The organism is Pseudomonas sp. I2, assembly GCF_040984075.1.
Lineage (GTDB): Bacteria > Pseudomonadota > Gammaproteobacteria > Pseudomonadales > Pseudomonadaceae > Aquipseudomonas > Aquipseudomonas guariconensis_B.
Genome location: NZ_JBCGFQ010000012.1, coordinates 1 through 23,598, shown reverse-complemented (window position 1 = coordinate 23,598; position 23,598 = coordinate 1). Strand labels below are relative to the sequence as shown.

Genomic DNA, 23,598 nt, shown 5'->3' with positions numbered 1-23,598 from the left:
CGCGGCAACTGTAAATTTAGCCAGTAGTCTATACCCAAATGAGCGCGCCAGGCGCCCCTTTCAAGGCAAGCGGACGGGCATTTTCTCCAATGGACCTGGCAATACGACCAATGGTTGAAAAATATTCGCGCAAAACCCCGGAAAAGCCGCGCCAGGCTGTCGCCGTGACCGGCCGGTATCACTATACTGACTCCCCGTTTGCGCACCGCTTCAGTGCACTCGGCCGGAGCGTGCGCGTCCTATCACACTCCATTCAGAGCCAAGGTAACAATGAGCCTGTTTTCCGCTGTCGAGCTGGCACCCCGCGACCCCATCCTGGGCCTCAACGAAGCATTCAACGCCGATACCCGTACCGACAAGGTCAACCTGGGTGTGGGCGTGTACTGCAATGAGGAAGGCCGTATCCCGCTGCTGCGCGCGGTCATCGAGGCCGAGACCCAGCGTGCCGCCCAGCACGCCTCCCGCGGCTACCTGCCGATCGACGGCATCGCCACCTACGACCAGGCCGTGCAGAAGCTGCTGTTCGGCGCCGAGTCGCCGCTGCTGGCCGAAGGCCGCGTGGTGACCGTGCAGGCGGTCGGTGGCACCGGCGCCCTGAAGATCGGCGCCGACTTCCTCAAGCGCCTGTCGCCCAACGCCGTGGTGGCGATCAGCGACCCGAGCTGGGAGAACCACCGTGCCCTGTTCGAGAGTGCCGGCTTCCCGGTGCAGAACTACCGTTACTACGACGCACCGAGCAACGACGTGAACCGCGCCGGCATGCTCGAAGACCTGAACGCCCTGCCCGCCGGCTCGATCATCGTTCTGCACGCCTGCTGCCATAACCCGACCGGCGTCGACCTGGGCCTGGACGACTGGAAGAACGTCCTGGACGTGGTCAAGGCCAAGGGCCATGTGCCGTTCCTCGACATGGCCTACCAGGGCTTTGGCGACGGCATCGCCGAAGACGCCTTCGCCGTACGCCTGTTCGCCGAGTCGGGCCTGGACTTCTTCGTCTCCAGCTCGTTCTCCAAGTCGTTCTCGCTGTATGGCGAGCGTGTCGGCGCCCTGTCGATCGTCACCGGCTCCCGCGACGAGAGCACCCGCGTGCTGTCGCAGGTCAAGCGCGTCATCCGCACCACCTACTCCAACCCGCCGACCCACGGCGCCAGCATCGTCTGCGCCGTGCTCAACAACGCCGAGCTGCGCCAGATGTGGGAAGCCGAGCTGGGCGAGATGCGTGGCCGCATCCACGGCATGCGCAAGCAGATGGTCGAGCTGCTGGCCGAATACGGCGCCTCGCGTGACTTCAGCTTCGTCGGCCGCCAGCGCGGCATGTTCTCCTACTCGGGACTGAGCGCCGCGCAGGTCGCCCGCCTGAAGGACGAGTTCGGCATCTATGCCCTGGACACCGGCCGCATCTGCGTCGCCGCGCTGAACCAGGGCAACATCCACGTGGTCACCAAGGCCATCGTCGAGGTGCTGTAACGCGCCGATTGCCAAGGAGGAGCTTGACTTCTCCTTGGCAATCAGTAAGATACGCCCAGATTCCGCGATAGCTCAGTCGGTAGAGCAAATGACTGTTAATCATTGGGTCCCTGGTTCGAGTCCAGGTCGCGGAGCCAGACATTGAAAACCTCCAGATGCGCATGCACTGGAGGTTTTTTCATTCCAGCGGTTCGGTGACCGCCCTGCCCTCGTCCACCAGGCTCCAGACCAGCAACCTGGCCGGCTCGGCCTCGCTGGCATTGCGCGACACGCTGTGCACGGTGCCTGGCGCCTCGTACCAGTATTCGCCGGCCTTGTAGGTCTTCTCCTGGCCATCGCCGAGCTTCGACACCACTGCCCCTTCCAGCACGTAGGCCATCACGGCGCCCGGATGCCGATGGGCGGGCGATGCCTGCCCGGGTGCATAGCTGACGGTGAGCATCACCGCTTGCTGGCCGGGGGCATTGCTGGGGCGCTGCTGCTGCAGGACCTTGACCTGGCCGCGCTCCTCGCCGTGGGCCCAGGCGGATGCCTGGGCGGCGAGTAAACCTGCGGCGGTGAGCAAGGCCAGGGATAGAGGGATGGGTCTCATGGGGCATCTCCTGATGGGTGGCTGCCAGCAGGTTAGGCCCTACGCCGTGGGAGAAAAACAGCCAATCTGAAGGAAAAGCAGGGGGCCGCTTCGCGCAATGCCGGTCAGTCAAGCAGCCCCCAAAACCCTAGGGCCGCCCGATCGGATAGAACTCGCCATGGCTCCAGACCCCGAGCCACTCCTCCCCCGCGATCTCGCGCGGCACCGCCAGTTCGACCAGCTGGTAGAACACATTGCGATGAATCAGCGCCTCGAGGTTGCTGCGCATGAGGATGTAGGGCGAAGGCTCCTGGGTGCGAGGGTCGATCTCGACCCGCAGCGGATGGTCGGGGCCCGCCTCGGCCTGGTCGTCGACATTGCTGGTCAAGCGCAGCACCTGTTGCTCGCCACTGCCCTCCACCTCCAGCAACACCGCGACGAAGGGCGCGTCATCGACGCGGATCCCCACCTTCTCCACCGGCGTGACCAGGAAATAGTCGTCGCCGTCGCGGCGGATGATGGTGGAGAACAAGCGCACCATCGGCTTGCGCCCGATCGGCGTCCCCAGGTAGTACCAGGTGCCATCGCGGGCGATGCGCATGTCGATGTCGCCGCAAAAATCCGGGTTCCACAGGTGCACCGGCGGCAGGCCCTTCTCCTTGGGGATCTGCGCCAGAAGATCATTGGCCTTGCCGGTAGCTGTCATCACCCTCTCCTCAACGACTCATGCCCAACAAGCTACGAGCGTAATCGCGCATGGGCGGCCCAAGCAAATCTTCCGGCGCCTTGTCGTGGAACGTCAACAAACCGCCACGGCTCTTGATGCGTGCCGTGTCGATCAAGTAGCGGGTACTGGTTTCGATCAGCATCATCTGTACCACGCCGGTGTCCACACCCAGGCGATCGACCGCCTGCTCGTCGTACCATTCATCGCCATTGCCGATCCGGTCGTCGGTCCGCGCGAAACGCGTGTACAACACATAGTGAGCCCCCACCGAGCGGGCCTCGGCAATCGCCTGCTCCAGCCCCAGTGGCCCCTGGGCACGACGTACCAAGGGGAAATACTCGACGAAACTCTTGAATGCTTGCTCGGCCACCACGTTCGGCCGGGGCGCAGGCCCCTTGCCCGGCGGCACGAAGGCCCCCTGGCCGATGAAGATGAACGAATCGGGTTGCAGGCGCACCGACAGGCTGCGGCGCGTATCGCTGTGATCCAGCAATCCGGCATCGCTCATGTGGTAGCGAACACCTTCGCCCATATCGCTGACATTCATGCAGCCGCCCAGCGCCATCAGCGCCAGCAGCAAGACCAGGCTACGCATCTTTCCTCCAGAACCGGTGACGAAAAACCGGCGAACAGCCGCCAGATGCAGCTTTTGCGCCAGAGTCAGCCGCCGATCACCTTCATGATCGTCGCGCCCCCGGAAAACGCCAGGTCCTGCTTGTCCGCCAGGGCTTTGACCAGCAGCCGCTGCAAGGCGGGAAGCGCCTGGTGGCGAGGTTTGTCGAGCAAATCACCGATGAAATGACGGTTGCCCGACGACAGGCAGCCATGCAGCCAGCCGGTGGACGACAAGCGCAGGCGCGAACAGCTCCGGCAGAACGGCATGCTTTCGTTGGCGATCACACCGAAATGGCCCTTGCCGGGAATCCGGTAGCGCAGCGCCGTCGCGTCCGGTGCTGCGCTGGCCGGCTGGTAGTCGTGGGCCTGGCCGATCATCTCCAGCAAGTGCTGCAGGCCCACGAACTGCTGCAGGAAGGCGTTGGTATCACGCGCCAGGTGGCCCATGCGCATGAGCTCGATGAAGCGTAGCTCGTAGCCCCGCGCCAGGCAGTAGTCGAGCATCGGCAAGACCTGGTCGAGGTTCTGCCCACGCATCGGCACCATGTTCACCTTGATGCGCATACCGGCGGCACTGGCCTGCTCCATGCCGGCCAGCACGCAGGCCAAGTCGCCGCCACGGGCGATGCGGCGAAAGGCCTGGGCATCGAGGGTATCGAGGGAAACGTTGAGACGGCGGATGCCAGCGGCGCGCAGCAGCGCCAGCTTGCGCGACAGCAACTGGCCATTGGTGGTCAGGCCGATATCCACCAGGCCCAGCCCTGCCACGGTCTGCAGAAACGCCTCGAGGCGGGGGCTGACCAGTGGCTCGCCACCGGTGATGCGCAGCCGCTCGATGCCCGCGGCTTCGATCAGGTACGCCACGCCGCGGGCCAGGGCATCGGCCGGCAGCTCATCCTGCGCCGCCACCAGGCGCTTGCCGTCGGGCACGCAATAGCTGCAGGCATAGTTGCAAGCAGCCGTCAGGCTGACACGCAGGTTGCGAAAGCGCCTGCCTTGACGATCGACGATCATGGATGACTCCGGCATGGAAGAATCGGGCCTGCAAAACCTGACTCAAAAATCAGGTTTTTGCAAGCCTGCATGTCGGACGGTACCGGGAAAAACCCGGTGGCGTGCTTCAGTTCGCGGGTTCCGGGTCGCGCTTGCGCTTGTTGCCCATGCGTACACCGATGTCCATGAGGAACTGGAAAAAGCCCTCCTGGTCTTCCAGCACGTTGCTCCAGAATGGCGAGTGGTACAGTGCCACGGCACCGTGCACCAGGGCCCAGGCCGCGCAGTAGTGGAAGTACGGTGGCACGTCCTCGAGCTTGCCCTCGCTGATGCGCCCCTTGATCAGCAGGGTCAGGCGATCGAAGTTGGAGGCGCGGATACGGTGCAGCTCCTCGACCATCTCCGGCACCTGGTTGCCCTTGACCACTTTCTCTTCCAGGCGGTCGAACAGCCGGTAGCGCTGCGGGTCACGCATGCGAAACTCGAAGTAGGCGCGCGACAGGGCTTCCTTGTCGCGGTCGACGTCGTCCGAGTGCAACAGGGCGTTCAGGTCGCGCTCGTAGTCGAGCATCAGGCGCAGGTAGATCTCCGCCTTGGACTTGAAGTGCTTGTAGATCGTACCTTTGCCGATACCCACGGCGTCGGCGATCATCTCGACGGTGACGCTGTCTTCACCCTGTTCGAGGAACAGCTTGAGCGCGGTGTCGAGGATCTCTTGTTCGCGGCGGCGAAACTCACGGACCTTACGAGGTTCTTTCTGCATAGGAAGGACTGGATGACAATCGAAGCGGTTTATTATGCCTAACTTGCAGCAAATTGCACGGATCATCCAAGCATGTCTATGTTTCACGATGAGTTCGACCTGGCGCCGGGCCTGCGCTACCTGAATCACGCCGCCGTCGCCCCCTGGCCACGGCGGGCCGGCGAGGCGGTGGCCCGTTTCGCCCGCGACAGCGTGCAGCTGGGCGCCAGCCAGTACCCACGCTGGCTGGATACCGAGCGGCGCCTGCGCGAACGCCTGGCCCGCCTGGTCAATGCGCCGTCGCGCGCGGACATCGCCCTGGTCAAGAGCACGTCCGAGGCGCTCTCCCTGGTGGCCTTCGGCCTCGACTGGCAGGTGGGCGACCAGGTGGTGATCAGCGACGAGGAGTTCCCCTCCAACCGAGTGGTCTGGGAAGCCTTGGCCGACCGCGGCGTACAGGTGATCCCGGTGAGCCTCGCCGGCACCGACCCGGAGGCCGCCCTGCTTGCCGCCTGCGGCGAGCGGGCCCGGCTGCTGGCGGTCAGCGCCGTGCAGTTCGCCAGCGGCCTGCGCCTGGACCTGGCCCGGCTCGGCCAGGCCTGTCGGGCAAGGGGTGTGCTGTTCTGCGTCGATGCCATCCAGCAGGTCGGCGCCCTGCCCTTCGACGTGCAGCGCTACCAGTGCGACTTCGCCATGGCCGATGGCCACAAGTGGATGCTCGGCCCCGAGGGCCTGGGGATGTTCTACTGCCGCGCCGAACTGCGCCCGCGCCTGAAGCTCAACGCCTATGGCTGGCACATGCTCGAGCACCTGGGCGATTTCGAGCGCCGTCAGTGGCAACCGGCGCGCAGCGCCCGGCGGTTCGAGTGCGGCAGCCCGAACATGCTGGGCGCCTGTGCGCTGGAGGCGAGCCTGTCGCTGCTGGAAGACGTCGGCATGGACGTGGTGGCGCGCCACCTGGAGCAACGCATCGAGCAATTGCACCAAGGGTTGGCGGCGATTCCTGGCGTGCGCCTGCACAGCCCGGCAAACCCGGCGCGACGGGCCGGTATCGTGACCTTCAGCCTGGATGGGCACGACAGTGAGCATATCTACCGGGCACTCACCGCCGAGCGGACGATCTGTGCGCTGCGCGGGTCGGGTGTGCGTTTTTCGCCGCATTTCCATACAGAAGAGCGCTCGATCGACGAAGCGATCCAGCAAGTCCGCGCGCTGGCCATGCGTTGATGGCCGGATGCATCCCAGGCGTATTCCAAATCTGTTTAAAAAACGACCAGTTGTCGCTGGCACTGTGCCAAAGCTGACCAATACTTGGAGTGTTGGCGTGGCGCATCCCCCCAAGTGGCACGCCAATAAAGGTGCCCAGGGACCGCGGTACCTTTGTTTTACTCCTAATGGTCTTAACCCGGATTCCCCCCCCAGAACCCGGGTTTTTTTTGCCTGCGATCAGGCCACTGCGTCGGGTTACACCGTTGGGGCGCGAAGCGGCCCGAGTAATGGCTATACCGCTCACACAGAGCGGCCTGCAAACTCAGCCGGCAACCCGCGCCAGCGGAAACAGCCGCTTGAAGTTGGCGGTGGTCTGCTGCGCCAACTGCTCATAGCTGACGCCACGCAGCGAGGCCACGTACTCGGCCACTTCGCGCACGTACTGCGGCAGGTTCGGCTTGCCACGGTACGGGATGGGCGCCAGGTAGGGCGAATCGGTTTCCACCAGCAGGCGGTCGGCCGGCACCTGGCGGGCGACATCGCGCAGGGCATCGGCGTTGCGGAAGGTGACGATGCCCGACAGCGAGATGTAGTAGCCCAGGTCCAGCGCCGCGCGGGCCATGTCCCAGTCCTCGGTGAAGCAGTGCAGCACTCCGGCCTGGGGCAGGCTGGCCTCGCGCAGCAGCGCCAAGGTGTCGGCCCGCGCTGCGCGAGTATGGACGATCACCGGCTTGCCGGTCTGCCGCGACGCCTCCAGGTGCAGGCGGAAGGAGGCCTGCTGCAACTCGGCGGCCTCCGGCTCGTAGTGATAGTCCAGCCCGGTCTCGCCGATCGCCACCACGTGAGGATGGGCGAGCTCGCCCAGCAGCCACGCCAGCGCCGGTGTCTCGCCCGGCGCCAGGTCCAGCGGATGCACGCCCACCGAGCAGTCGACATCGGCATAGCGCTCGCTCAGCGCCTTGACCGCATCGGCGTTATCGGCGCTCACGCCGATGCACAGGAAATGCCCGACGCCCCGCCCACGGGCGGCCTGCAGGGCGGCATCGAGGGAGCCCTGGTGGGCACTCAGGTCAAGACGGTCGAGGTGGCAATGGGAATCTACGAGCATGGGATGACGACACACGTGAAGGAAACGAAAGGAAAGATCAACGGGAGCCCGGCAACTGCAGCCAATGGGCCAGCAAGGCTTCCAGCAACAGCACGCGATTGAGGTTGGCCTTGGCCAGCACCTTCTGGCGCTGCTCGAGGATCCACGCCTGGACCTCCAGCACCCGGCCCTGCCGGCTCTTCTGCGCCAGGTATTGCAGGACCTTGCGCATATCGGCCAAGCCTAGCCCCTGTTCATCCTGGGTCAATTGATAACGCAGGATCAGGTGCGACCAGTCGCAGAACCAGTCGAACAGCAGCAACAACGGGACGCTGCTCCAGGCTTCGGCCAACTGGCTGGGCGATTGCTGCTGCTTGAGCAACTTCTTGACGCCCTCGGTGACCAGCGCCCGCTGCTCGCGTATGCCCTGGGCCTGCAAGCTCACGGCCATCAGCGGCGAGCCTGCGGCCAAGGTCAGCAACTCGTCACGCTCGGCCTCGTCGCTCTCGGGCAAGGCATCCGCCAGCCAGGCCTTGCTCTGGGCCAGGCTGGGCTGCGGGCAGGCAACCTGCTGGCAGCGGCTCTTGATAGTCGGCAACAAGCGGCTAGGCTGGTGGCTGACCAGCAGCAGCACGGTATCGCCGGAGGGCTCCTCCAGGCTCTTGAGCAGGGCGTTGGAGGCATTGACGTTCATGGCCTCGACCGGCTCGATCAGGACCACCTTGCGCCCGCCCAACTGGGCCGTCTGCACCACGAAGGACACCAGCTCACGGACCTGGTCGATCTTGATCGGCTTGTCGGTGTCTTCCGGCTCCAGCACGAAGTTGTCCGGATGGCTGCCCGCCTTGAGCAACAGGCAGGACTTGCACTGCCCGCAGGCATCCACCCCCTGGGGTTGCTGGCACAGCAGCCGGGCCATCAGGCGCTCGGCCAGGGCACGCTTGCCGATCCCCTGGGGCCCGTGCAGCAGGTAGGCATGGGCGTGCCGGGTACGGCCGGCCAACTGTTGCCAGAGCGCCTGCTGCCAGGGATAGGCGTCAGCCACGGCAGCGCTCCAGGATCCCCGGCAGCAGGCCATCGATGGCGCGCTGCACGGCCTCCAACGGCTGCGCGGCGTCCAGCAGGCTGTAGCGCTGGGGTTCACGGCGGGCACGCGCGAGGTAGGCCTGGCGCACCGCCTCGAAGAAGGCCTGGCCTTCCTGCTCGAACCGGTCCAGGCGCCCCCGCGCGGCGGCACGGGCCAGGCCGACTTCGACCGGCAGGTCGAAGACCAGGGTCAGGTCGGGGCGCAGTTCGCCCTGGACGAAGTGCTCCAGGGTGGCGATACGCGCCTGCGGCAGGCCGCGGCCACCGCCCTGGTAGGCGTAGGTGGCATCGGTGAAACGATCGCACAGCACCACGGCACCACGGGCCAGCGCCGGGCGAATGACCTCGGCCAGGTGCTGGGCGCGGGCAGCGAAGACCAGCAGCAGCTCGGTGTCGGCAGCCATGCATTCGTCGCTCGGCGCCAGCAGCAGCTCGCGGATTCGCTCGGCCAGCGGCGTGCCGCCGGGCTCACGGGTCAGCACCACGTCCACGCCCTGCTCGCGCAGGCGCTCGGCCAGGTACTCGCGATTGGTGCTCTTGCCCGCGCCTTCGGGGCCTTCCAGGGTAATAAACAAACCGCTCACGGGCAGTCCTTACTGTTGTTCGTCAGGTGCCGGCGGCTCGGCCGGCGCGGATTCGGTGGCAGGCTCGTCGCCCGCGTCCGCCGGGCCGGTGGCCGGGGGCTCGCCGGTCTCGGCCGGCGGCTCGGAGGGCGCGACCTGCCCGCCCTCCTCCGGCTGCGCCTGGGGCGCCGGGCTGGAACGGTAGTCCGCACGACGCTTGAGCTGGTATTCACGTACCGCCGTATTGTGGTCGTCCAGGTCGTCGGAGAACACATGGCTGCCGTCACCACGGGCGACGAAGTACAGGCTGCTGCCATCGGCCGGGTTCAGCGCGGCATGGATGGCCTCGCGACCGACCATGGCGATCGGCGTCGGCGGCAGGCCGGTCATGGTGTAGGTGTTGTAGGGCGTCGGCTCGCGCAGGTCGGCACGGGTGATCCTGCCGTTGTAGCGCTCGCCCATGCCGTAGATCACCGTCGGGTCGGTCTGCAGCATCATGCCAAGGCGCAGGCGGCGCACGAACACGCCGGCGATCTGCCCACGCTCCTGGGGAATACCGGTTTCCTTCTCCACCAGCGAGGCCATGATCAGCGCCTGGTACGGATCGCGATACGGCAAGCCGCTGGCCCGTGCGGCCCACTCCTTGGCCAGCACCTCTTCCAGGCGCATGTAGGCTTGCTGCAACAGCTCGACGTCGCTCATGCCCCGCACGAAACGGTAGGTGTCGGGGAAGAAGCGGCCCTCGGGAAACACGCCGGTGTGGCCGAGCCGATCCATCACTTCCGAGTCGGACAAGCCGCCGAGGGTATGCTTGATCTTTTCATGCTTGGCGACGGCCGCGCGCACCTGGCGGAAGGTCCAGCCCTCGACCAGGGTCAGGTTGTACTGCACCACGTCGCCCCGGCGCCAGGCCTCGAACAGGTCATGCACGGTCATGCCCGGCGTGAGGCGGTACTCGCCGGTGTGCAATGGGGTACCGGCCATGTTGAAGCGCCAGTACAGGCGCAGCCAGAGGGCATCCTCGAGCAGGCCTTCGCCCTGCATGCGATAGAACATGCGATTGGGGGTGGTGCCACTGGGCACGTCGAGCAGGCGCTCCTGCGTCACGTGCAGGGGCTGCTCCAGGACGGTGTAGACCTTCCAGGCCCCCCAGCCCAAGGCCAGACCGGCGAGGATCAGGCCCATTTCCAGCAGCAGCAGGAATTTGCGTCTCACGAATTCAGATATCCAGTAACGTACGGGCAACGGCCTGCAGTTTACGGGTGAGCGGGCCTGGCGACCAGCCGAGCTTCAGCGCGGCGAACTCGCGCACCGGCCACACGCCATAGACGCTGTTGCACAGAAACACTTCGTCGGCTCGCGCAAGCTCCGCCAGCTCGAGGTCGCGCACCTGCACCGGGATGCCGAGCGCCGTCGCCTGCTCCAGCAACGCCGCGCGCATGACGCCCGCCACGCCGCAGCGGCTCAGGTCGGCCGTCAGCAACACGCCGTCGTGCACCAGGAACAGGTTGCTGTACACCCCTTCGATCAGCCGCCCGCGCATGTCGCGCATCAACCCTTCGGCATGCTCGCCATCCTGCCATTCGCCACGGGCCAGCACCTGTTCCAGGCGGTTCAGGTGTTTGAGCCCAGCCAGCAACGGTTGTTCCGCCAGACGAGTCTGGCAGGCGAACAGGCGCACGCCGTGTTCGGCATGCTCACGGGGAGAGGCCGGCAGAGGGCTGCCCTGGAGGATACGCCGGGGCATGGCGCCCACGGCAGGTGCGTAGCCACGCAGGCTATCGCCACGGGTGAGGATCAGCTTGGCCACGCCGTCGCCGAGCAGGCTGGCATAGCGCACGACTTCGTCACGCACCAGCGCCAGGTCGAGCTCGATCGCCAGGCGCTGGCAACCCAGCGCCAGGCGATCGAGATGCTGGGTGAGCAGGCTCGGCCTGCCGCCACGCACGGCGATGGTCTCGAACAGGCCATCGCCATAGGCCAGGCCGCGGTTCTGCAGGTTGACCGCAGTCGCCTCCTGGCCGTCGATCCAGCTGTGCATCAGCCAACGAACCGGCGGAATACCAGCGAACCGTTGGTCCCACCGAAGCCGAAGGAGTTGGACAGCACCACGTCGATCGGCATGCTGCGTGCCTCGTGCGGTACGAAGTCCAGGTCACAGCCTTCGTCCGGCTCGTCCAGGTTGATGGTCGGTGGCGCCATCTGGCTGTTGATCGCCAGCACGCTGAAGATCGCCTCCACCGCGCCGGCTGCGCCCAGCAGGTGGCCGGTCATCGACTTGGTGGAGCTGACCGCCAGCTTGTAGGCATGTTCGCCGAACACCTGCTTGATCGCCGCCACTTCGGCCAAATCGCCCGCAGGCGTCGAGGTGCCGTGGGCATTGATGTAGCTGACCGCTTCCGGCGCAAGGCCAGCATCGCGCAGGGCGTTGGCCATGCAACGGGCAGCGCCGGCACCGTCCTCGGGCGGCGAGGTCATGTGGAAGGCATCGCCGCTCATGCCGAAACCGACCAGCTCGGCATAGATGGTCGCGCCACGGGCCTTGGCATGCTCGAGTTCCTCGAGCACCAGGGCACCGGCGCCATCGGACAGCACGAAGCCATCACGGCCCTTGTCCCACGGACGGCTGGCGCGGGCCGGCTCGTCATTGCGGGTCGACAGCGCACGGGAAGCGCCGAAGCCCCCCATGCCCAGGCCACAGGCGGCCATCTCGGCGCCACCGGCGATCATCACATCGGCCTCGCCATGGGCGATATTGCGCGCGGCCATGCCGATGCAGTGGGTGCCAGTGGTGCAAGCGGTGGAAATGGCGTAGTTGGGCCCCTGCAGACCCAGGTGGATCGACAGGAAGCCGGAGATCATGTTGATGATCGAACCCGGTACGAAGAACGGCGAGATCCGCCGCGGGCCCTGCTCGTGCAAGGTCCGGCTGGTGTCCTCGATGTTGGTCAGGCCGCCGATGCCCGAGCCCATGGCCACGCCGATGCGCTCACGGTTGGCGTCGGAGATTTCCAGGCCGGCGTTGCGCACCGCCTGGAAACCGGCCGCCAGGCCGTACTGGATGAACAGGTCGAGCTTGCGGGCTTCCTTGGCCGACAGGTATTGCTCGACATCGAAGCCCTTCACCGAGCCGCCAAAACGGGTGGAGTAGGCAGACAGGTCCGTATGCTCGATCGGACCGATGCCACTGCGGCCAGCCAGAATGCCTTGCCAAGTGCTCGGTACATCGGTACCCAGTGGCGACAACATACCCATACCGGTGACCACGACGCGTCTACGCGACACAGTACTCTCCTCTTCTAATAACTAGAGTCTCTTGCCATTGCATTCACGTTGAGGGAATGAAATGGCAACAGGCCCTCGGCGCTCGCAAAGAAAAAACCGCACGCCGGCAAAGGCAGTGCGGTTTTTCCCGACAAGAAGCGTCGACTACTGCGTCTTAGGCCTGGTGGCTTTTGACGTAGTCGATAGCAGCTTGAACGGTAGTGATCTTCTCGGCTTCTTCGTCAGGGATTTCGGTCTCGAATTCCTCTTCCAGAGCCATCACCAGCTCAACGGTGTCAAGCGAATCGGCACCCAGGTCATCGACGAAGGACTTCTCGGCAGTCACTTCCTCTTCCTTGACGCCCAGTTGCTCGGCGACGATTTTCTTGACGCGTTCTTCGATGGTGCTCATACCTAGTTTTCACTCCTAATGGACATATGTCAGGCAGCTGGCCGGTGACCAAGTTTATAGGAAGACGCCTGCTTTTCAAGCGGAACGCGCCTTCCACCAAGTCACCCGACCCTCTGCCCGGAATCTGGTTGCAGCTTTATAACGGATTTTAGGCTCCGTGTATGACTCTTTTTTGAAGCAATCCGTCACATTGAGTTGCAGTTTTACATGTACATCCCGCCGTTCACCGGCACGGTGGCGCCGGTGACGTAGGCTGCACCGTCGGATGCCAGGAAGGAAACCACCTTGGCGATCTCCTCGGCCTGGCCCAGGCGGCCCAGCGGAATCTGGCTCAACAGGCCCTCGCGGTGCGCTTCTGGCAGCTCGCGGGTCATGTCGGTGTCGATGAAGCCCGGGGCCACCGAGTTGACGGTGATGCCACGCGAGCCGACTTCACGCGCCAGGGCGCGGCTGAAGCCTTCCAGACCGGCCTTGGCGGCGGCGTAGTTGACCTGGCCGACGTTGCCCATGGCACCGACCACGGAGCCGATGCTGATGATACGGCCCCAACGCGCCTTGGTCATGCCACGCAGCACGCCCTTGGACAGACGGTAGAGGCTGTTGAGGTTGGTGTCGACCACGTCGAACCACTCGTCATCCTTCATGCGCAGCATCAGGTTGTCGCGGGTGATACCGGCGTTGTTGACCAGGATGGCCGGCGCGCCGAACTGTTCCTGGATCGCATTGAGGACCGCGGTGACCGACTCGTCGCTGGTCACGTTCAGCGCCATACCGGTACCGGCGATGCCGTGCTCCTTGAGGGTGGCAGCGATGCGCTCGGCACCCGAGGCCGAGGTGGCGGTGCCGATCACGGTCGCGCCCTGGCGGCCCAGTTCGAGGGCGATGGCCTGGCCGATGCCACGGCTCGCGCCAGTGACCAATGCAACTTTACCTTGCAGGCTCATGCAAGCTTCTCCTAGTTCAGGCCAGCGCCGCACGGGTAGCGGCGACAGCGTCAGGGGTATTGAGGTTGTAGGTGGTCACGCCGTCGGCGCAACGCTTGTTCAGGCCAGCCAGGACCTTGCCCGGGCCGCACTCGACCAGGTTGAGCGCACCGTTGGCGGCCAGGGTCTGCACGCATTCCACCCAACGCACCGGCTGGTACAGCTGCGCCAGCAGGTCTTGCTTGAGGGCGTCGAGGCTGGCGGCGACCGCGGCGGTGACGTTCTGCACCACCGGGATCTGCGGAGCCTTCCACTCGATGGCGTTGACCGCCTCGGCGAAGCGCTCGGCGGCCGGCTTCATCAAGGCACAGTGCGACGGCACGCTGACCGCCAGCGGCAGCGCGCGCTTGGCGCCCTTGGCCTTGCACAGCTCGATGGCACGGTCCACCGCAGCCTTGTTGCCGGCGATGACCACCTGGCCAGGGGAGTTGAAATTGACCGCGCTGACCACTTCGTCCTCGGCCGCTTCGGCACAGATGGCCACCACGTCGGCGTCGTCCAGGCCCAGGATCGCCGCCATGGCGCCATGGCCTGCCGGTACGGCTTCCTGCATCAGCTGACCACGGCGCTCGACCAGGCGAACGGCGTCCTTCAGGCTCAGGCTGCCAGCGGCAACCAGCGCACTGTATTCACCCAGGCTGTGGCCGGAGACGAATGCCGGGCGTGCGCCGCCCTCCTCCAGCCACAGGCGCCAAAGGGCGATGGAGGCGGTGAGGATCGCCGGCTGGGTCTTGTCGGTTTGGTTGAGTTGTTCTTCCGGACCTTGCTGGACCAGCTTCCACAGGTCGTAGCCCAGGGCCTCGGAGGCTTCCTTGAAGGTCTCGACGATTACCGGCTTCTCTGCGCCGAGTTCGGCGAGCATGCCCAGCGACTGGGAACCTTGACCGGGAAAGACGAATGCGAGGGATGCAGACATTGAACAAGCCCTTATGATCTTGTCGTCGGATAGGGTGCGTCGAGCCCGGGGCTGGACGCGGAAACTGAACACTTGGATGGGAAAAGGGACCAAGCGGTCACATTTAACCACTTCACGGCGGGAATTAAAGCAAGAGATCTTCCAGGCGACCATGCAGCCGTTGCGGCAGGTTCTCCTGGATCTCGATCAGCGCCCGCTGGATGGCGCTCTGGAAACCCTGCACCCCCGCCGAGCCATGGCTCTTGATGACGATACCCTGCAGGCCGAGAAAACTCGCGCCATTGTGTCGCGCCGGCGCCAGGTCGGCCTGCAGGCGCTTGAGCAGCGGCATGGCCAGCGCACCGGCGGCACGGGCGAGCAGCCCGCTCCTGAACAGCGCCTCGATACGCACACCGATCATGGTCGCCAGGCCTTCGCTGGACTTGAGCAGGATATTGCCGACGAACCCATCGCAGACCACCACGTCCGCCTCGCCGCGATACAGGCCGTCGCCCTCGACGAAGCCTATATAGTTGAGGCCACGGGCATTCTGCAGGAGGCTGGCGGCCAGCTTGACCTGCTGGTTGCCCTTGATGTCCTCGGTACCGACATTGAGCAGCGCCACGCGCGGACGATGGATACCCAGGGCCTGCGCGGCCACCGAGCCCATCACGGCGAACTGGTAGAGGTTCTCGGCACTGCAATCGACGTTGGCACCCAGGTCGAGCAGCTGGCAGTAGCCTGCCTGGGTCGGGATCGCGGCCACCATGGCCGGCCGGTCGATGCCCGGCAGGGTCTTGAGCACGAAGCGCGACAGGGCCATCAGCGCACCGGTATTGCCGGCGCTCACGCAGGCCTGCGCCTTGCCGTCACGCACCAACTCCAGGGCGACGCGCATCGACGAGTCAGGCTTGCCGCGCAACGCCTGGGACGGCCGCTCGTCCATACCCACCACCTCGCTCGCCCCAACGATTTGCAGGCGCGCACGATCCGCAGCCGGTAGGCCGCTGACGAGCTCTTCGAGAAAGGAAGGTTGACCGACGAGGGTCAGGTGCAGCGAGGGGGTAGCCGAAAGGCAGGCAATGCTTGCCTGGACAATGCTGCGGGGACCGAAGTCCCCGCCCATTGCGTCGATCGCGATGATCTGAACGGACAAGGATTACTCGTCGGCGCCCTTGTCGATCACTTTGCGACCACGGTATACGCCTTCTGGCGAAACGTGGTGGCGCAGGTGTACTTCACCGGTGCTCTTCTCTACCGACAGCGCGTTTTCCGACAGGGCGTCGTGGGAACGGCGCATGTCGCGGGCAGAGCGGGATTTTTTGTTCTGCTGAACAGCCATAATTGATTAACTCCTAAACGTTTGGGTCACGCTTTAACTGCGCCAAGACACTGAACGGGTTGGACCGCGATACCTCGTCCTTGCTCGGTTCGGGCTCGTCGGCGCCCGCCGGCTGCTGGCATTCTTCCGGATGATGAGCAGGCACGATGGGCAAGGCGAGCAAGAGCTCCTCCTCGATCAGTGCCTGCAGATCCAAAGGATCTTCGCCCAGTTCCAGCACGTCATAGCCTTTCGGCAACGACTGGGTATTCGCACCCTCCTTCACCACAGCGTAGGTACACTCGCTGTGAATCGGCAGGGTGACCAGCTCAAGACAACGCTGGCAAACCATCTTGACTTCGACATCGAGTTCGCTGTGGAACACCACAACGCCTTGCTCGTCTCGCTCAAAATCGAACTTCGCCTGCACCGTACCGACATCGTCGGACAGCGGGTCGCAGAGTCTTTCCAAATCAGCGAGTTGCAGCGAACCCTGGAGGGTTACGCCACGATCGGCCAATTTGCGCGGGTCAACGTGAGGTGGAATCGGGTCATTCAACATAGGCGCAGCATTCTAGGGATGCCCCCCGCCCCTGTCAAAGGAAATTCGGCGGCATCTGCCATGTTAGAATCGGCTCATCTGACCAGGAGTCTACCATGCTTCCCCTGTTACTGGCTTCCAGCTCCCCTTACCGGCGCGAACTGCTCGAGCGCCTGCGCCTGCCTTTTACCTGGGCAACCCCCGACATAGACGAGCGCCGCCTGGATGACGAGCCCGCCGTGGAACTGGTGCGCCGGCTGGCCAGGCAAAAAGCCGAGGCGCTGGCGGGCAGTCACCCCGGGCACCTGATCATCGGCTCCGACCAGGTGGCGGTGCTCGGCGAGCAGATCCTCGGCAAGCCTCATACCTTCGAGCGCGCCTGCGAGCAATTGTTGGAATGCAGCGGGCAGCAGGTGAGCTTTTTGACCGGACTGGCACTGCTGAACAGCGCCACCGGGGAATGCCAGGTCGACTGCGTGCCGTTTACCGTGACACTGCGTGAACTGGACCGGGAGCGGGTGGAGCGCTATGTGACGGCGGAGCAGCCGCTGGACTGCGCTGGCAGTTTCAAGGCGGAGGGTCTGGGGGTGAGCTTGTTCCGGAGCACCCATGGGTGTGATGCGACCAGCCTGATTGGCCTGCCACTGATCAGGTTGGTGGATATGCTGACCAAGGAAGGCGTGGTGATTCCCTAGCCTGGCTCAGGATCTCTGGCGCCTGTGGGATCGAGAACAGCGCGGACGGCACTCGATCTCACAGGCACCGCAAGGCCAGCGACGCGCCCTCAGCGCAACGAAGGCCCCTGGAACCCCATCCACATGGCCAGGCGTTCAGCCACGCTGGCGCCCAGGCGCTTGGAGAAGCGGTCGAACGGCGACTCCTGGACGGTGAAGTCCACCAGCTCCTTCTCGCCCACCACTTCACGCGCCACATAACTGGCACTGCCCAGGCCATCCACCAACCCCAGCGCCTTGGCCTGCTCGCCCGACCAGATCAGCCCACTGAACAGCTCTGGGTGCTCCTTGTCCTTGAGCCGCTCGCCCCGCCCCTGCTTGACCATGGCGATGAACTGGCGATGGGTGGTGTCGAGCACCCCCTGCCAGAACTCGGTCTCTTCCGGCTTCTGCGGCGAGAAGGGGTCGAGGAAGGCCTTGTGCTCGCCAGCGGTATAGGTACGCCGCTCCACACCGAGCTTCTCCATGGCGCCGACGAAGCCGTACCCGGCCGCGGTGACGCCGATGGAGCCGACCAGGCTGGCCTTGTCGGCATAGATCTCGTCCGCCGCACTGGCGATGTAGTAGGCGCCCGAAGCCCCCAGGTCGGCGATCACCGCGTAGAGCTTGATCGCCGGATACTCGGCCCGCAGGCGCCGGATCTCGTCATAGACATAGCCCGCCTGCACCGGGCTGCCACCCGGACTGTTGACGCGCATGACCACGGCCTTGGTCTTGGGATCCTTGAACGCTGCGCGCAGGCTCTTGATGATGTTGTCCGCGCTGGCAGGCTCCTGGTCGGCGATCATCCCGCGCACCTCGACCAGCGCCGTATGGCTGTCACTGCGCGAAGCAGCCTTGTCCATGTCCATCAGCGGCGTGAACAGCACCAGCACGCCGAACAGGTAGACGAAGGTCAGCAGTTTGAAGAAGATGCCCCAGCGCCGCGCCCGGCGCTGCTCCTGGACGCCTGCCAGCAGGGTCTTCTCCAGCAGTTTCCAGCTCTTGCGCTCCTCGCCATCATCGGGCTCGGGCGCTTTCCACTCGTCAGCCATGCTCACCTACCTTGGAAGTGGCGCTGCGCGTAGCGGCCAGCCACTCGCGCAACTGTGAAAAATGATCGATGCACACCTGCGGCCCGAACTCGCTCAGGGCCTGCAGCGACATCGCGCCATAGCCCACCGCGACCGAGTGCATGCCAGCATTGCTGGCCATCTGCAGGTCGAATGCCGAATCTCCGACCATCAGCGCCTGCCGCGGTTCGACCCGGCAGTGGGCGAGGATCTCCTCCAACATCAGTGGATGGGGCTTGCCACGGGTCTCGTCGGCGGCGCGAGTGATGTCGAAGTAGCCTTCCCAGCCGTTGGCCTTGAGCACACGATCCAGGCCGCGGCGCGCCTTGCCGGTGGCCACCGCCAGGCGATAGCCCTCGGCACGGAAGGCCTCCAGCGACTCGACCACGCCGTCGAACAGCGGCGACGGCTGCTGGTCCAGGGCCATGTAGATGTCAGCGTAGTGCTGGCGAAACACCTCGACCTGGACAGCATCGAGGTGCGGATAGAGGGTGGCGATGGCCTCGCCCAGGGCCAGGCCGATGATGCCCTTGATCGCCCGCTCGTCGCTCGGCGCCTCCCCGGCGCGCTCGGCCGCGGCGTTCATGGCCAGGACGATGCGCCCAATGGAGTCGGCCAGGGTTCCGTCCCAGTCGAAGATCAACAGCTCGTAGCTCTTTTTCATGAAAAGTCAGGTCGCACTCAGGCGCTCCACGGTCCTGGCCCACATGTCGTCCACCGGGGCCTCGAGCTTGAGCTCGCCGCCGTCAGGCAGCGGCACGGTCAGCGCATAAGCATGCAGGAACAAGCGCTTGCCGCCCAGATCGCGCAGTTCCCGGGTGAAATCCTCGTCGCCGTACTTGCTGTCACCGGCGATGCTGTGCCCGGCATGCAGGGTATGCACGCGGATCTGGTGGGTACGCCCGGTCACCGGACGCGCCTCGACCAGGGTGGCGAAATCACCGAAGCGGCGCAGCACCCGGAACAGGGTCAACGCCTCCTTGCCCTCGTCGTTGACCTCGACCATGCGCTCGCCCGAGCGCAGGTTGCTCTTCTGCAACGGCGCGCTGACCTGTTTCTTCGACGTGGGCCAATGGCCGCGCACCAGGGCCATGTAGCGCTTGTCGACGCCGTCGCCGCGCAAGGCCGCGTGCAGGTGGCGCAGCATGCTGCGTTTCTTGGCGATCATCAGCAGGCCGGAGGTGTCGCGATCCAGGCGATGGACCAGCTCCAGCTCCTTGGCGTCCGGGCGCAGCTGGCGCAGCGCCTCGATCACCCCGAAGCTCAGGCCGCTGCCGCCGTGCACGGCGATGCCGGCAGGCTTGTTGAGCACGATCAGCGCCTTGTCCTCGTAGACGATGGCCGCCTCCAGGCGCTGCAGCAGCCCCTGGGCCACCGGCACCGGCTCGTCGCGCTCGGGCAAGCGGACGGGCGGTACCCGCACGATATCGCCGGCCTGGAGCTTGTACTCGGGCTTGATCCGGCCCTTGTTCACCCGCACTTCGCCCTTGCGCAGGATGCGGTACACCAGGGTCTTGGGCACGCCCTTGAGGGCCGTGATGAGGAAATTGTCGATGCGCTGGCCGGCAAGCTCCGGCGCGACTTCGATCAGCTGAACGCCGGAAGTCGGGGGGGTATTGGTCGTCATGGATGGATCATAACAATTTTTTATGGAATTGAAGCACTTAATCATTACTGCTATAGTCGCGAACGCCGCCAAAAGCGGCAGGCCAGCGGCACATGGCTCCACGCCGGCCCCTGACCAACGCAATTCTCGAGGACGCGAGGCCGTCCGACGGGGTTTTCGCCAGTTTACCGAAATGCCTGGAATCGCCACCAGCGCCGAGTAGAGAAGACCGAAAAAAAACGACGAGTGCGGTGTTTCACCTCCTTCCCTGTTCTTTTTCGCCGCGCCTCTGCCCGCCACCGTCGCTTCCGCGCAAGCTGGCGAATGCTTCGGAAACATCTGCCTTGGACATGAATGCGCCAGCTCCCGACGTGGAGCTCGCGAAAAATGCAACCCGTTGCGGATTCAGCGCGCGGCAGCACCCGAATTATCAGGGATACGTGCAGGGTGGAGATGCACAGACCTCGGACCGTGTAGCACGGCATCCGGCCACCGGCCTTCTGACAACGGCCTGGCGAGCGGACCCGCTGTTTTCCAGATGCCCACGGGCGTCCACGGCCCCCTGGCTGATTCCTCCTCCTGAACTGAGTGCACATGCAGCAAATCAGGACGCGTCGTCGCGACCACGGCAGGCTGGGCAACCGGCTGGTGCCGAACGTCGCTGGACACGGGGGTGGCCCGCCACCCTTTGCGCACCTTGGCACCGACCATGAGAAGTCGTGTGTGCCGAACGCCGTTTCCGGCAGCCCGGAAACCGACGGTACAACATGAAAAGAATGCTGATTAACGCGACTCAACCCGAAGAGTTGCGTGTAGCCCTGGTGGACGGCCAACGTCTCTACGACCTGGACATCGAGTCCGGCGCGCGTGAGCAGAAAAAGGCCAACATCTACAAAGGCAAGATCACCCGGATCGAACCCAGCCTCGAAGCGGCTTTCGTCGACTTCGGTTCCGAACGCCACGGCTTCCTGCCGCTGAAGGAAATCTCCCGCGAGTACTTCAAGAAGGCCCCCGAAGGCCGCGTCAACATCAAGGAAGTGCTGAGCGAGGGCCAGGAAGTCATCGTCCAGGTCGAGAAGGAAGAGCGCGGCAACAAAGGCGCCGCCCTGACCACCTTCATCAGCCTGGCTGGCCGCTACCTGGTGCTGATGCCCAACAACCCCCGCGCCGGCGGTATCTCCCGCCGCATCGAAGGCGAGGAGCGCAACGAACTGCGCGAGGCCCTCAACGGCCTGACCGTCCCCGCCGACATGGGCCTGATCGTGCGCACCGCCGGCCTTGGCCGCAGCAGCGAAGAAATGCAGTGGGACCTCGACTACCTCCTGCAGCTGTGGACCGCCATCAAGGAAGCCTCCCAGGACCGCGCCGCGCCTTTCCTGATCTACCAGGAAAGCAACGTCATCATCCGCGCCATCCGCGACTACCTGCGCCAGGACATCGGCGAGGTGCTGATCGACAGCATCGACGCCCAGGAAGAAGCCCTGACCTTCATCCGCCAGGTGATGCCGCAGTACGCCAGCAAGGTCAAGCTGTACGAGGACAGCGTCCCGCTGTTCAACCGTTTCCAGATCGAAAGCCAGATCGAGACCGCCTTCCAACGCGTGGTCGACCTGCCATCGGGCGGCTCGATCGTCATCGACCCGACCGAGGCCCTGGTGTCCATCGACATCAACTCGGCGCGCGCCACCAAGGGTAGCGACATCGAGGAAACCGCCCTGCAGACCAACCTGGAAGCGGCCGAGGAAATCGCCCGCCAGCTGCGCCTGCGCGACATCGGCGGCCTGATCGTCATCGACTTCATCGACATGACCCCGGCGAAGAACCAGCGCGCCGTGGAAGAGCGCGTGCGCGAATGCCTCGAGGCCGACCGTGCCCGCGTGCAGGTCGGCCGCATCTCGCGCTTCGGCCTGCTGGAGATGTCCCGCCAGCGCCTGCGCCCATCGCTCGGCGAAAGCAGCGGCATCGTCTGCCCGCGCTGCTCGGGCACCGGCATCATCCGTGACGTCGAGTCGCTGTCCCTGGCGATCCTGCGCCTGATCGAGGAAGAGGCCCTGAAGGACCGCACCGCCGAGGTTCGCGCCCAAGTGCCGATCCCGGTCGCCGCCTTCCTGCTGAACGAAAAGCGCAACTCGATCACCAAGATCGAACTGCGCACCCGCGCGCGCATCATCATCCTGCCGAACGATCACCTGGAAACCCCGCACTTCGAAGTCCAGCGCCTGCGCGACGACAACCCGGACGTGCTGAACAGCCAGTCCAGCTACGAGATCGCGGCCGCCGAAACGGAAGAAGCGCCCCAGCCGACCGCAACCCGCACCCTGGTTCGCCAGGAAGCTGCGGTCAAGACCGCGCCGGCCCGCGCCAATGCACCGCTGCCGAGCACGCCCGAGCAACAGCCCGCCGCGCCGGTCGCAGCCGCGCCCAGCGTTCCCGAGCCGAGCCTGTTCAAGGGCCTGGTGAAATCCCTGGTCAGCCTGTTCGCCGGCAAGGAAGAGCCTGCCGCCGCACCAGCCGCCACCCCCGCCAAGCCCACCACCGAGCGCACGCAGCGTAACGAGGAGCGCCGCAACGGCCGCCAGCAGAGCCGCAACCGCGGTGGTCGCCGCGAGGAAGACCGCAAGCCACGCGAAGAGCGCAGCGAGCGCGCCCCGCGCGAGGAGCGCCAGGCGCGTGAAGAGCGTGCCCCGCGTGAAGAACGTGCACCACGCGAGGAGCGCCAGCCGCGCCAGCCACGCGAAGACCGTCGCGGCAACCGCGAGGAACGCGTTCGCGAACTGCGCGAGCCGCTGGATGCAGCCCCTGCCGCCCGCGAGGAGCGCCAGCCCCGTGAAGAGCGCGCCCCACGTGAGGAACGCGCACCGCGCGAAGAGCGCGTAACCCGCGAGGAGCGTGCGCCACGTGAAGAACGCGCACCACGCGAGGAGCGTGCGCCCCGTGAAGAGCGCGCCCCACGCGAGGAACGCGCACCGCGCGAAGAACGTGCTCCACGTGAGGAACGTGCACCGCGTGAAGAGCGTGCGCCACGCGAAGAACGTGTCGAGCGCGAAGAGCGCCAGCCACGTCCGCCACGTGAAGAACGTCAGCCACGCGCTGCCGAGCAGGCTGCCGAAGCGGCCGAGGAGCAACTGCCGAACGAGGAACTGCTGCAGGACGAACAACAGGAAGGCACCGATGGCGAACGCCCACGCCGCCGCTCCCGTGGCCAGCGTCGTCGCAGCAACCGCCGCGAACGCCAGCGCAACGCCAATGGCGAGCTGATCGAAGGTGGCGAGGAAGAAGCCAGCGGCGAGCAGCAGCCACAGCCACACAAGGCCACCGAGCTGGGTGCCGAACTGGCTGCCGGCCTGGCCGTGACCGCTGCCGTCGCCAGCAGCAACATCAGCGCCGAAGCCGAGGCCCAGGCCAACCAGCAGGCAGAGCTCGCCACTGCCGTTACCCGCGAGGCCGAAACCGTCAGCCAGCCAGCCGAACAGGCTGCCCAGGCCGAGGAAACCGCCGCCGCCCCAGTGGTCGAGCAGCCGGTCAGCGAACCTGTCGCCGTGGTCGAGCCAAGCGCCGAGCCAGTGGTCGAAGTCGTGCCGCAGCCCGTTACCGAAGCTGAAGCTGTCGAGCAGGCGCCTGCGGTCGAAGGCGGTGAAGCCGAGCCAGCAGTGGTCGCCGAGCAGGCGCCGGTCGAGACGCCAGTCGTCGAGCAACCAGCCGCTGTCGTCGAGGCCACGCCGGAAGTGAC

At 65.3% G+C, this 23,598-nt stretch carries 24 protein-coding genes and 1 tRNA gene; 5 read left to right on the top strand and 20 right to left on the bottom strand.

Annotated features, from left to right (window positions below; all coding sequences use genetic code 11):
• Window positions 1-270: 270 nt before the first annotated feature.
• Together WCE05_RS08220 and WCE05_RS08215 are read left to right on the top strand one after the other, a co-directional pair.
• Window positions 271-1,467 carry an amino acid aminotransferase gene (locus WCE05_RS08220; protein WP_225787040.1) on the top strand — a complete coding sequence of 399 codons (1,197 nt, stop codon included), beginning with the start codon at window positions 271-273 and terminating at the stop codon, window positions 1,465-1,467.
• Window positions 1,468-1,528: 61 nt separating this feature from the next.
• Window positions 1,529-1,604: transfer RNA gene (locus WCE05_RS08215), tRNA-Asn, on the top strand.
• Window positions 1,605-1,645: 41 nt separating this feature from the next.
• Here the strand turns inward: WCE05_RS08215 and WCE05_RS08210 are convergent.
• The 5 genes from WCE05_RS08210 to WCE05_RS08190 form a co-directional block, all read right to left on the bottom strand.
• Window positions 1,646-2,059, bottom strand: a complete 414-nt coding sequence (locus WCE05_RS08210) for a cupin domain-containing protein (protein WP_368815728.1) — start codon at window positions 2,057-2,059, stop codon at window positions 1,646-1,648.
• Between the two features lie 127 nt (window positions 2,060-2,186).
• Window positions 2,187-2,744: a DUF1285 domain-containing protein gene (locus WCE05_RS08205; RefSeq protein WP_368815727.1), complete on the bottom strand. Its 558-nt coding sequence runs from the start codon at window positions 2,742-2,744 to the stop codon at window positions 2,187-2,189.
• Between the two features lie 10 nt (window positions 2,745-2,754).
• Window positions 2,755-3,360 carry a DUF4823 domain-containing protein gene (locus tag WCE05_RS08200; protein ID WP_368815726.1) on the bottom strand — a complete coding sequence of 202 codons (606 nt, stop codon included), beginning with the start codon at window positions 3,358-3,360 and terminating at the stop codon, window positions 2,755-2,757.
• A gap of 65 nt (window positions 3,361-3,425) precedes the next feature.
• Window positions 3,426-4,394, bottom strand: coding sequence for a GTP 3',8-cyclase MoaA (locus WCE05_RS08195; RefSeq protein ID WP_253103130.1), 969 nt, complete (start codon window positions 4,392-4,394; stop codon window positions 3,426-3,428).
• Window positions 4,395-4,500: 106 nt separating this feature from the next.
• Entirely contained in the window at window positions 4,501-5,136 is a 636-nt protein-coding gene (locus WCE05_RS08190; RefSeq protein WP_225787045.1) for a TetR/AcrR family transcriptional regulator, read from the bottom strand.
• Between the two features lie 72 nt (window positions 5,137-5,208).
• Between WCE05_RS08190 and WCE05_RS08185 the strand changes: the two genes are divergently transcribed.
• On the top strand, window positions 5,209-6,342 hold the full coding sequence (locus tag WCE05_RS08185) for an aminotransferase class V-fold PLP-dependent enzyme (RefSeq protein WP_368815725.1): 1,134 nt from the start codon (window positions 5,209-5,211) through the stop codon (window positions 6,340-6,342).
• 304 nt (window positions 6,343-6,646) lie between these two features.
• Here the strand turns inward: WCE05_RS08185 and WCE05_RS08180 are convergent, their stop codons facing one another.
• The 12 genes from WCE05_RS08180 to WCE05_RS08125 form a co-directional block, all read right to left on the bottom strand.
• The gene (locus WCE05_RS08180; RefSeq protein ID WP_368815724.1) at window positions 6,647-7,432 is read right to left on the bottom strand and encodes a TatD family hydrolase; all 786 of its coding nucleotides are present in this window, start codon (window positions 7,430-7,432) and stop codon (window positions 6,647-6,649) included.
• Between the two features lie 37 nt (window positions 7,433-7,469).
• The gene (locus tag WCE05_RS08175) at window positions 7,470-8,456 is read right to left on the bottom strand and encodes a DNA polymerase III subunit delta' (protein ID WP_368815723.1); all 987 of its coding nucleotides are present in this window, start codon (window positions 8,454-8,456) and stop codon (window positions 7,470-7,472) included.
• Window positions 8,449-9,081: a dTMP kinase gene (tmk, locus tag WCE05_RS08170; RefSeq protein ID WP_225787049.1), complete on the bottom strand. Its 633-nt coding sequence runs from the start codon at window positions 9,079-9,081 to the stop codon at window positions 8,449-8,451. Before tmk ends, WCE05_RS08175 begins: the two co-directional genes overlap by 8 nt.
• Before the next feature lie 9 nt (window positions 9,082-9,090).
• Window positions 9,091-10,275, bottom strand: a complete 1,185-nt coding sequence (mltG, locus tag WCE05_RS08165) for an endolytic transglycosylase MltG (RefSeq protein WP_225787050.1) — start codon at window positions 10,273-10,275, stop codon at window positions 9,091-9,093.
• Window positions 10,276-10,279: 4 nt separating this feature from the next.
• Window positions 10,280-11,101 (bottom strand): aminodeoxychorismate lyase, encoded by an 822-nt coding sequence (pabC, locus tag WCE05_RS08160; RefSeq protein ID WP_368815722.1) that lies wholly within the window; start codon window positions 11,099-11,101, stop codon window positions 10,280-10,282.
• Window positions 11,101-12,345: a beta-ketoacyl-ACP synthase II gene (gene fabF, locus WCE05_RS08155; protein ID WP_225787052.1), complete on the bottom strand. Its 1,245-nt coding sequence runs from the start codon at window positions 12,343-12,345 to the stop codon at window positions 11,101-11,103. The genes pabC and fabF overlap by 1 nt, the downstream gene beginning before the upstream one ends.
• Window positions 12,346-12,499: 154 nt before the next feature.
• Window positions 12,500-12,736, bottom strand: a complete 237-nt coding sequence (gene acpP / locus WCE05_RS08150; RefSeq protein ID WP_043214413.1) for an acyl carrier protein — start codon at window positions 12,734-12,736, stop codon at window positions 12,500-12,502.
• A gap of 203 nt (window positions 12,737-12,939) precedes the next feature.
• Window positions 12,940-13,680: a 3-oxoacyl-ACP reductase FabG gene (gene fabG / locus WCE05_RS08145; RefSeq protein WP_225787053.1), complete on the bottom strand. Its 741-nt coding sequence runs from the start codon at window positions 13,678-13,680 to the stop codon at window positions 12,940-12,942.
• Between the two features lie 16 nt (window positions 13,681-13,696).
• Window positions 13,697-14,635, bottom strand: a complete 939-nt coding sequence (gene fabD, locus WCE05_RS08140) for an ACP S-malonyltransferase (protein WP_253080438.1) — start codon at window positions 14,633-14,635, stop codon at window positions 13,697-13,699.
• A gap of 124 nt (window positions 14,636-14,759) precedes the next feature.
• Window positions 14,760-15,770, bottom strand: coding sequence for a phosphate acyltransferase PlsX (gene plsX, locus WCE05_RS08135; protein ID WP_368815721.1), 1,011 nt, complete (start codon window positions 15,768-15,770; stop codon window positions 14,760-14,762).
• A gap of 3 nt (window positions 15,771-15,773) precedes the next feature.
• The gene (gene rpmF / locus WCE05_RS08130; protein ID WP_008096416.1) at window positions 15,774-15,956 is read right to left on the bottom strand and encodes a 50S ribosomal protein L32; all 183 of its coding nucleotides are present in this window, start codon (window positions 15,954-15,956) and stop codon (window positions 15,774-15,776) included.
• A 13-nt stretch (window positions 15,957-15,969) separates the two neighbouring features.
• Complete coding sequence (locus WCE05_RS08125) at window positions 15,970-16,497, bottom strand: YceD family protein (RefSeq protein WP_225787055.1); 528 nt, start codon at window positions 16,495-16,497, stop codon at window positions 15,970-15,972.
• Between the two features lie 95 nt (window positions 16,498-16,592).
• Between WCE05_RS08125 and WCE05_RS08120 the strand changes: the two genes are divergently transcribed.
• Window positions 16,593-17,171: a nucleoside triphosphate pyrophosphatase gene (locus WCE05_RS08120; protein WP_225787056.1), complete on the top strand. Its 579-nt coding sequence runs from the start codon at window positions 16,593-16,595 to the stop codon at window positions 17,169-17,171.
• 89 nt (window positions 17,172-17,260) lie between these two features.
• Here WCE05_RS08120 and WCE05_RS08115 read toward each other — a convergent pair whose 3' ends face one another.
• Genes WCE05_RS08115 through rluC form a run of 3 tightly spaced genes read right to left on the bottom strand, consistent with a single transcriptional unit; the run spans window position 17,261 to window position 19,889 of the window.
• A complete protein-coding gene (locus WCE05_RS08115) occupies window positions 17,261-18,244 on the bottom strand; it encodes a S49 family peptidase (protein WP_368815720.1) in 984 nt (327 codons plus the stop codon).
• Complete coding sequence (locus WCE05_RS08110; RefSeq protein WP_225787058.1) at window positions 18,237-18,926, bottom strand: HAD family hydrolase; 690 nt, start codon at window positions 18,924-18,926, stop codon at window positions 18,237-18,239. The genes WCE05_RS08115 and WCE05_RS08110 overlap by 8 nt, the downstream gene beginning before the upstream one ends.
• 6 nt (window positions 18,927-18,932) lie before the next feature.
• Window positions 18,933-19,889, bottom strand: coding sequence for a 23S rRNA pseudouridine(955/2504/2580) synthase RluC (gene rluC / locus WCE05_RS08105; protein WP_225787059.1), 957 nt, complete (start codon window positions 19,887-19,889; stop codon window positions 18,933-18,935).
• 746 nt (window positions 19,890-20,635) lie between these two features.
• On the opposite strand from rluC, the gene rne reads away from it, so the two are divergent.
• Window positions 20,636-23,598: ribonuclease E (gene rne, locus WCE05_RS08100; RefSeq protein WP_368815719.1), on the top strand; the 2,963-nt coding region annotated here is incomplete at its 3' end.

Coding starts and splice junctions, on each gene's coding strand:
- WCE05_RS08220 (WP_225787040.1), top strand. CDS start 271: ATGAGCCTGTTTTCCGCTGTCGAGCTGGCACCCCGCGACCCCATCCTG.
- WCE05_RS08210 (WP_368815728.1), bottom strand. CDS start 2,059: ATGAGACCCATCCCTCTATCCCTGGCCTTGCTCACCGCCGCAGGTTTA.
- WCE05_RS08205 (WP_368815727.1), bottom strand. CDS start 2,744: ATGACAGCTACCGGCAAGGCCAATGATCTTCTGGCGCAGATCCCCAAG.
- WCE05_RS08200 (WP_368815726.1), bottom strand. CDS start 3,360: ATGCGTAGCCTGGTCTTGCTGCTGGCGCTGATGGCGCTGGGCGGCTGC.
- WCE05_RS08195 (WP_253103130.1), bottom strand. CDS start 4,394: ATGATCGTCGATCGTCAAGGCAGGCGCTTTCGCAACCTGCGTGTCAGC.
- WCE05_RS08190 (WP_225787045.1), bottom strand. CDS start 5,136: ATGCAGAAAGAACCTCGTAAGGTCCGTGAGTTTCGCCGCCGCGAACAA.
- WCE05_RS08185 (WP_368815725.1), top strand. CDS start 5,209: ATGTCTATGTTTCACGATGAGTTCGACCTGGCGCCGGGCCTGCGCTAC.
- WCE05_RS08180 (WP_368815724.1), bottom strand. CDS start 7,432: ATGCTCGTAGATTCCCATTGCCACCTCGACCGTCTTGACCTGAGTGCC.
- pabC (WP_368815722.1), bottom strand. CDS start 11,101: ATGCACAGCTGGATCGACGGCCAGGAGGCGACTGCGGTCAACCTGCAG.
- acpP (WP_043214413.1), bottom strand. CDS start 12,736: ATGAGCACCATCGAAGAACGCGTCAAGAAAATCGTCGCCGAGCAACTG.
- fabG (WP_225787053.1), bottom strand. CDS start 13,680: ATGAGCCTGCAAGGTAAAGTTGCATTGGTCACTGGCGCGAGCCGTGGC.
- fabD (WP_253080438.1), bottom strand. CDS start 14,635: ATGTCTGCATCCCTCGCATTCGTCTTTCCCGGTCAAGGTTCCCAGTCG.
- rpmF (WP_008096416.1), bottom strand. CDS start 15,956: ATGGCTGTTCAGCAGAACAAAAAATCCCGCTCTGCCCGCGACATGCGC.
- WCE05_RS08125 (WP_225787055.1), bottom strand. CDS start 16,497: ATGTTGAATGACCCGATTCCACCTCACGTTGACCCGCGCAAATTGGCC.
- WCE05_RS08120 (WP_225787056.1), top strand. CDS start 16,593: ATGCTTCCCCTGTTACTGGCTTCCAGCTCCCCTTACCGGCGCGAACTG.
- WCE05_RS08115 (WP_368815720.1), bottom strand. CDS start 18,244: ATGGCTGACGAGTGGAAAGCGCCCGAGCCCGATGATGGCGAGGAGCGC.
- WCE05_RS08110 (WP_225787058.1), bottom strand. CDS start 18,926: ATGAAAAAGAGCTACGAGCTGTTGATCTTCGACTGGGACGGAACCCTG.
- rluC (WP_225787059.1), bottom strand. CDS start 19,889: ATGACGACCAATACCCCCCCGACTTCCGGCGTTCAGCTGATCGAAGTC.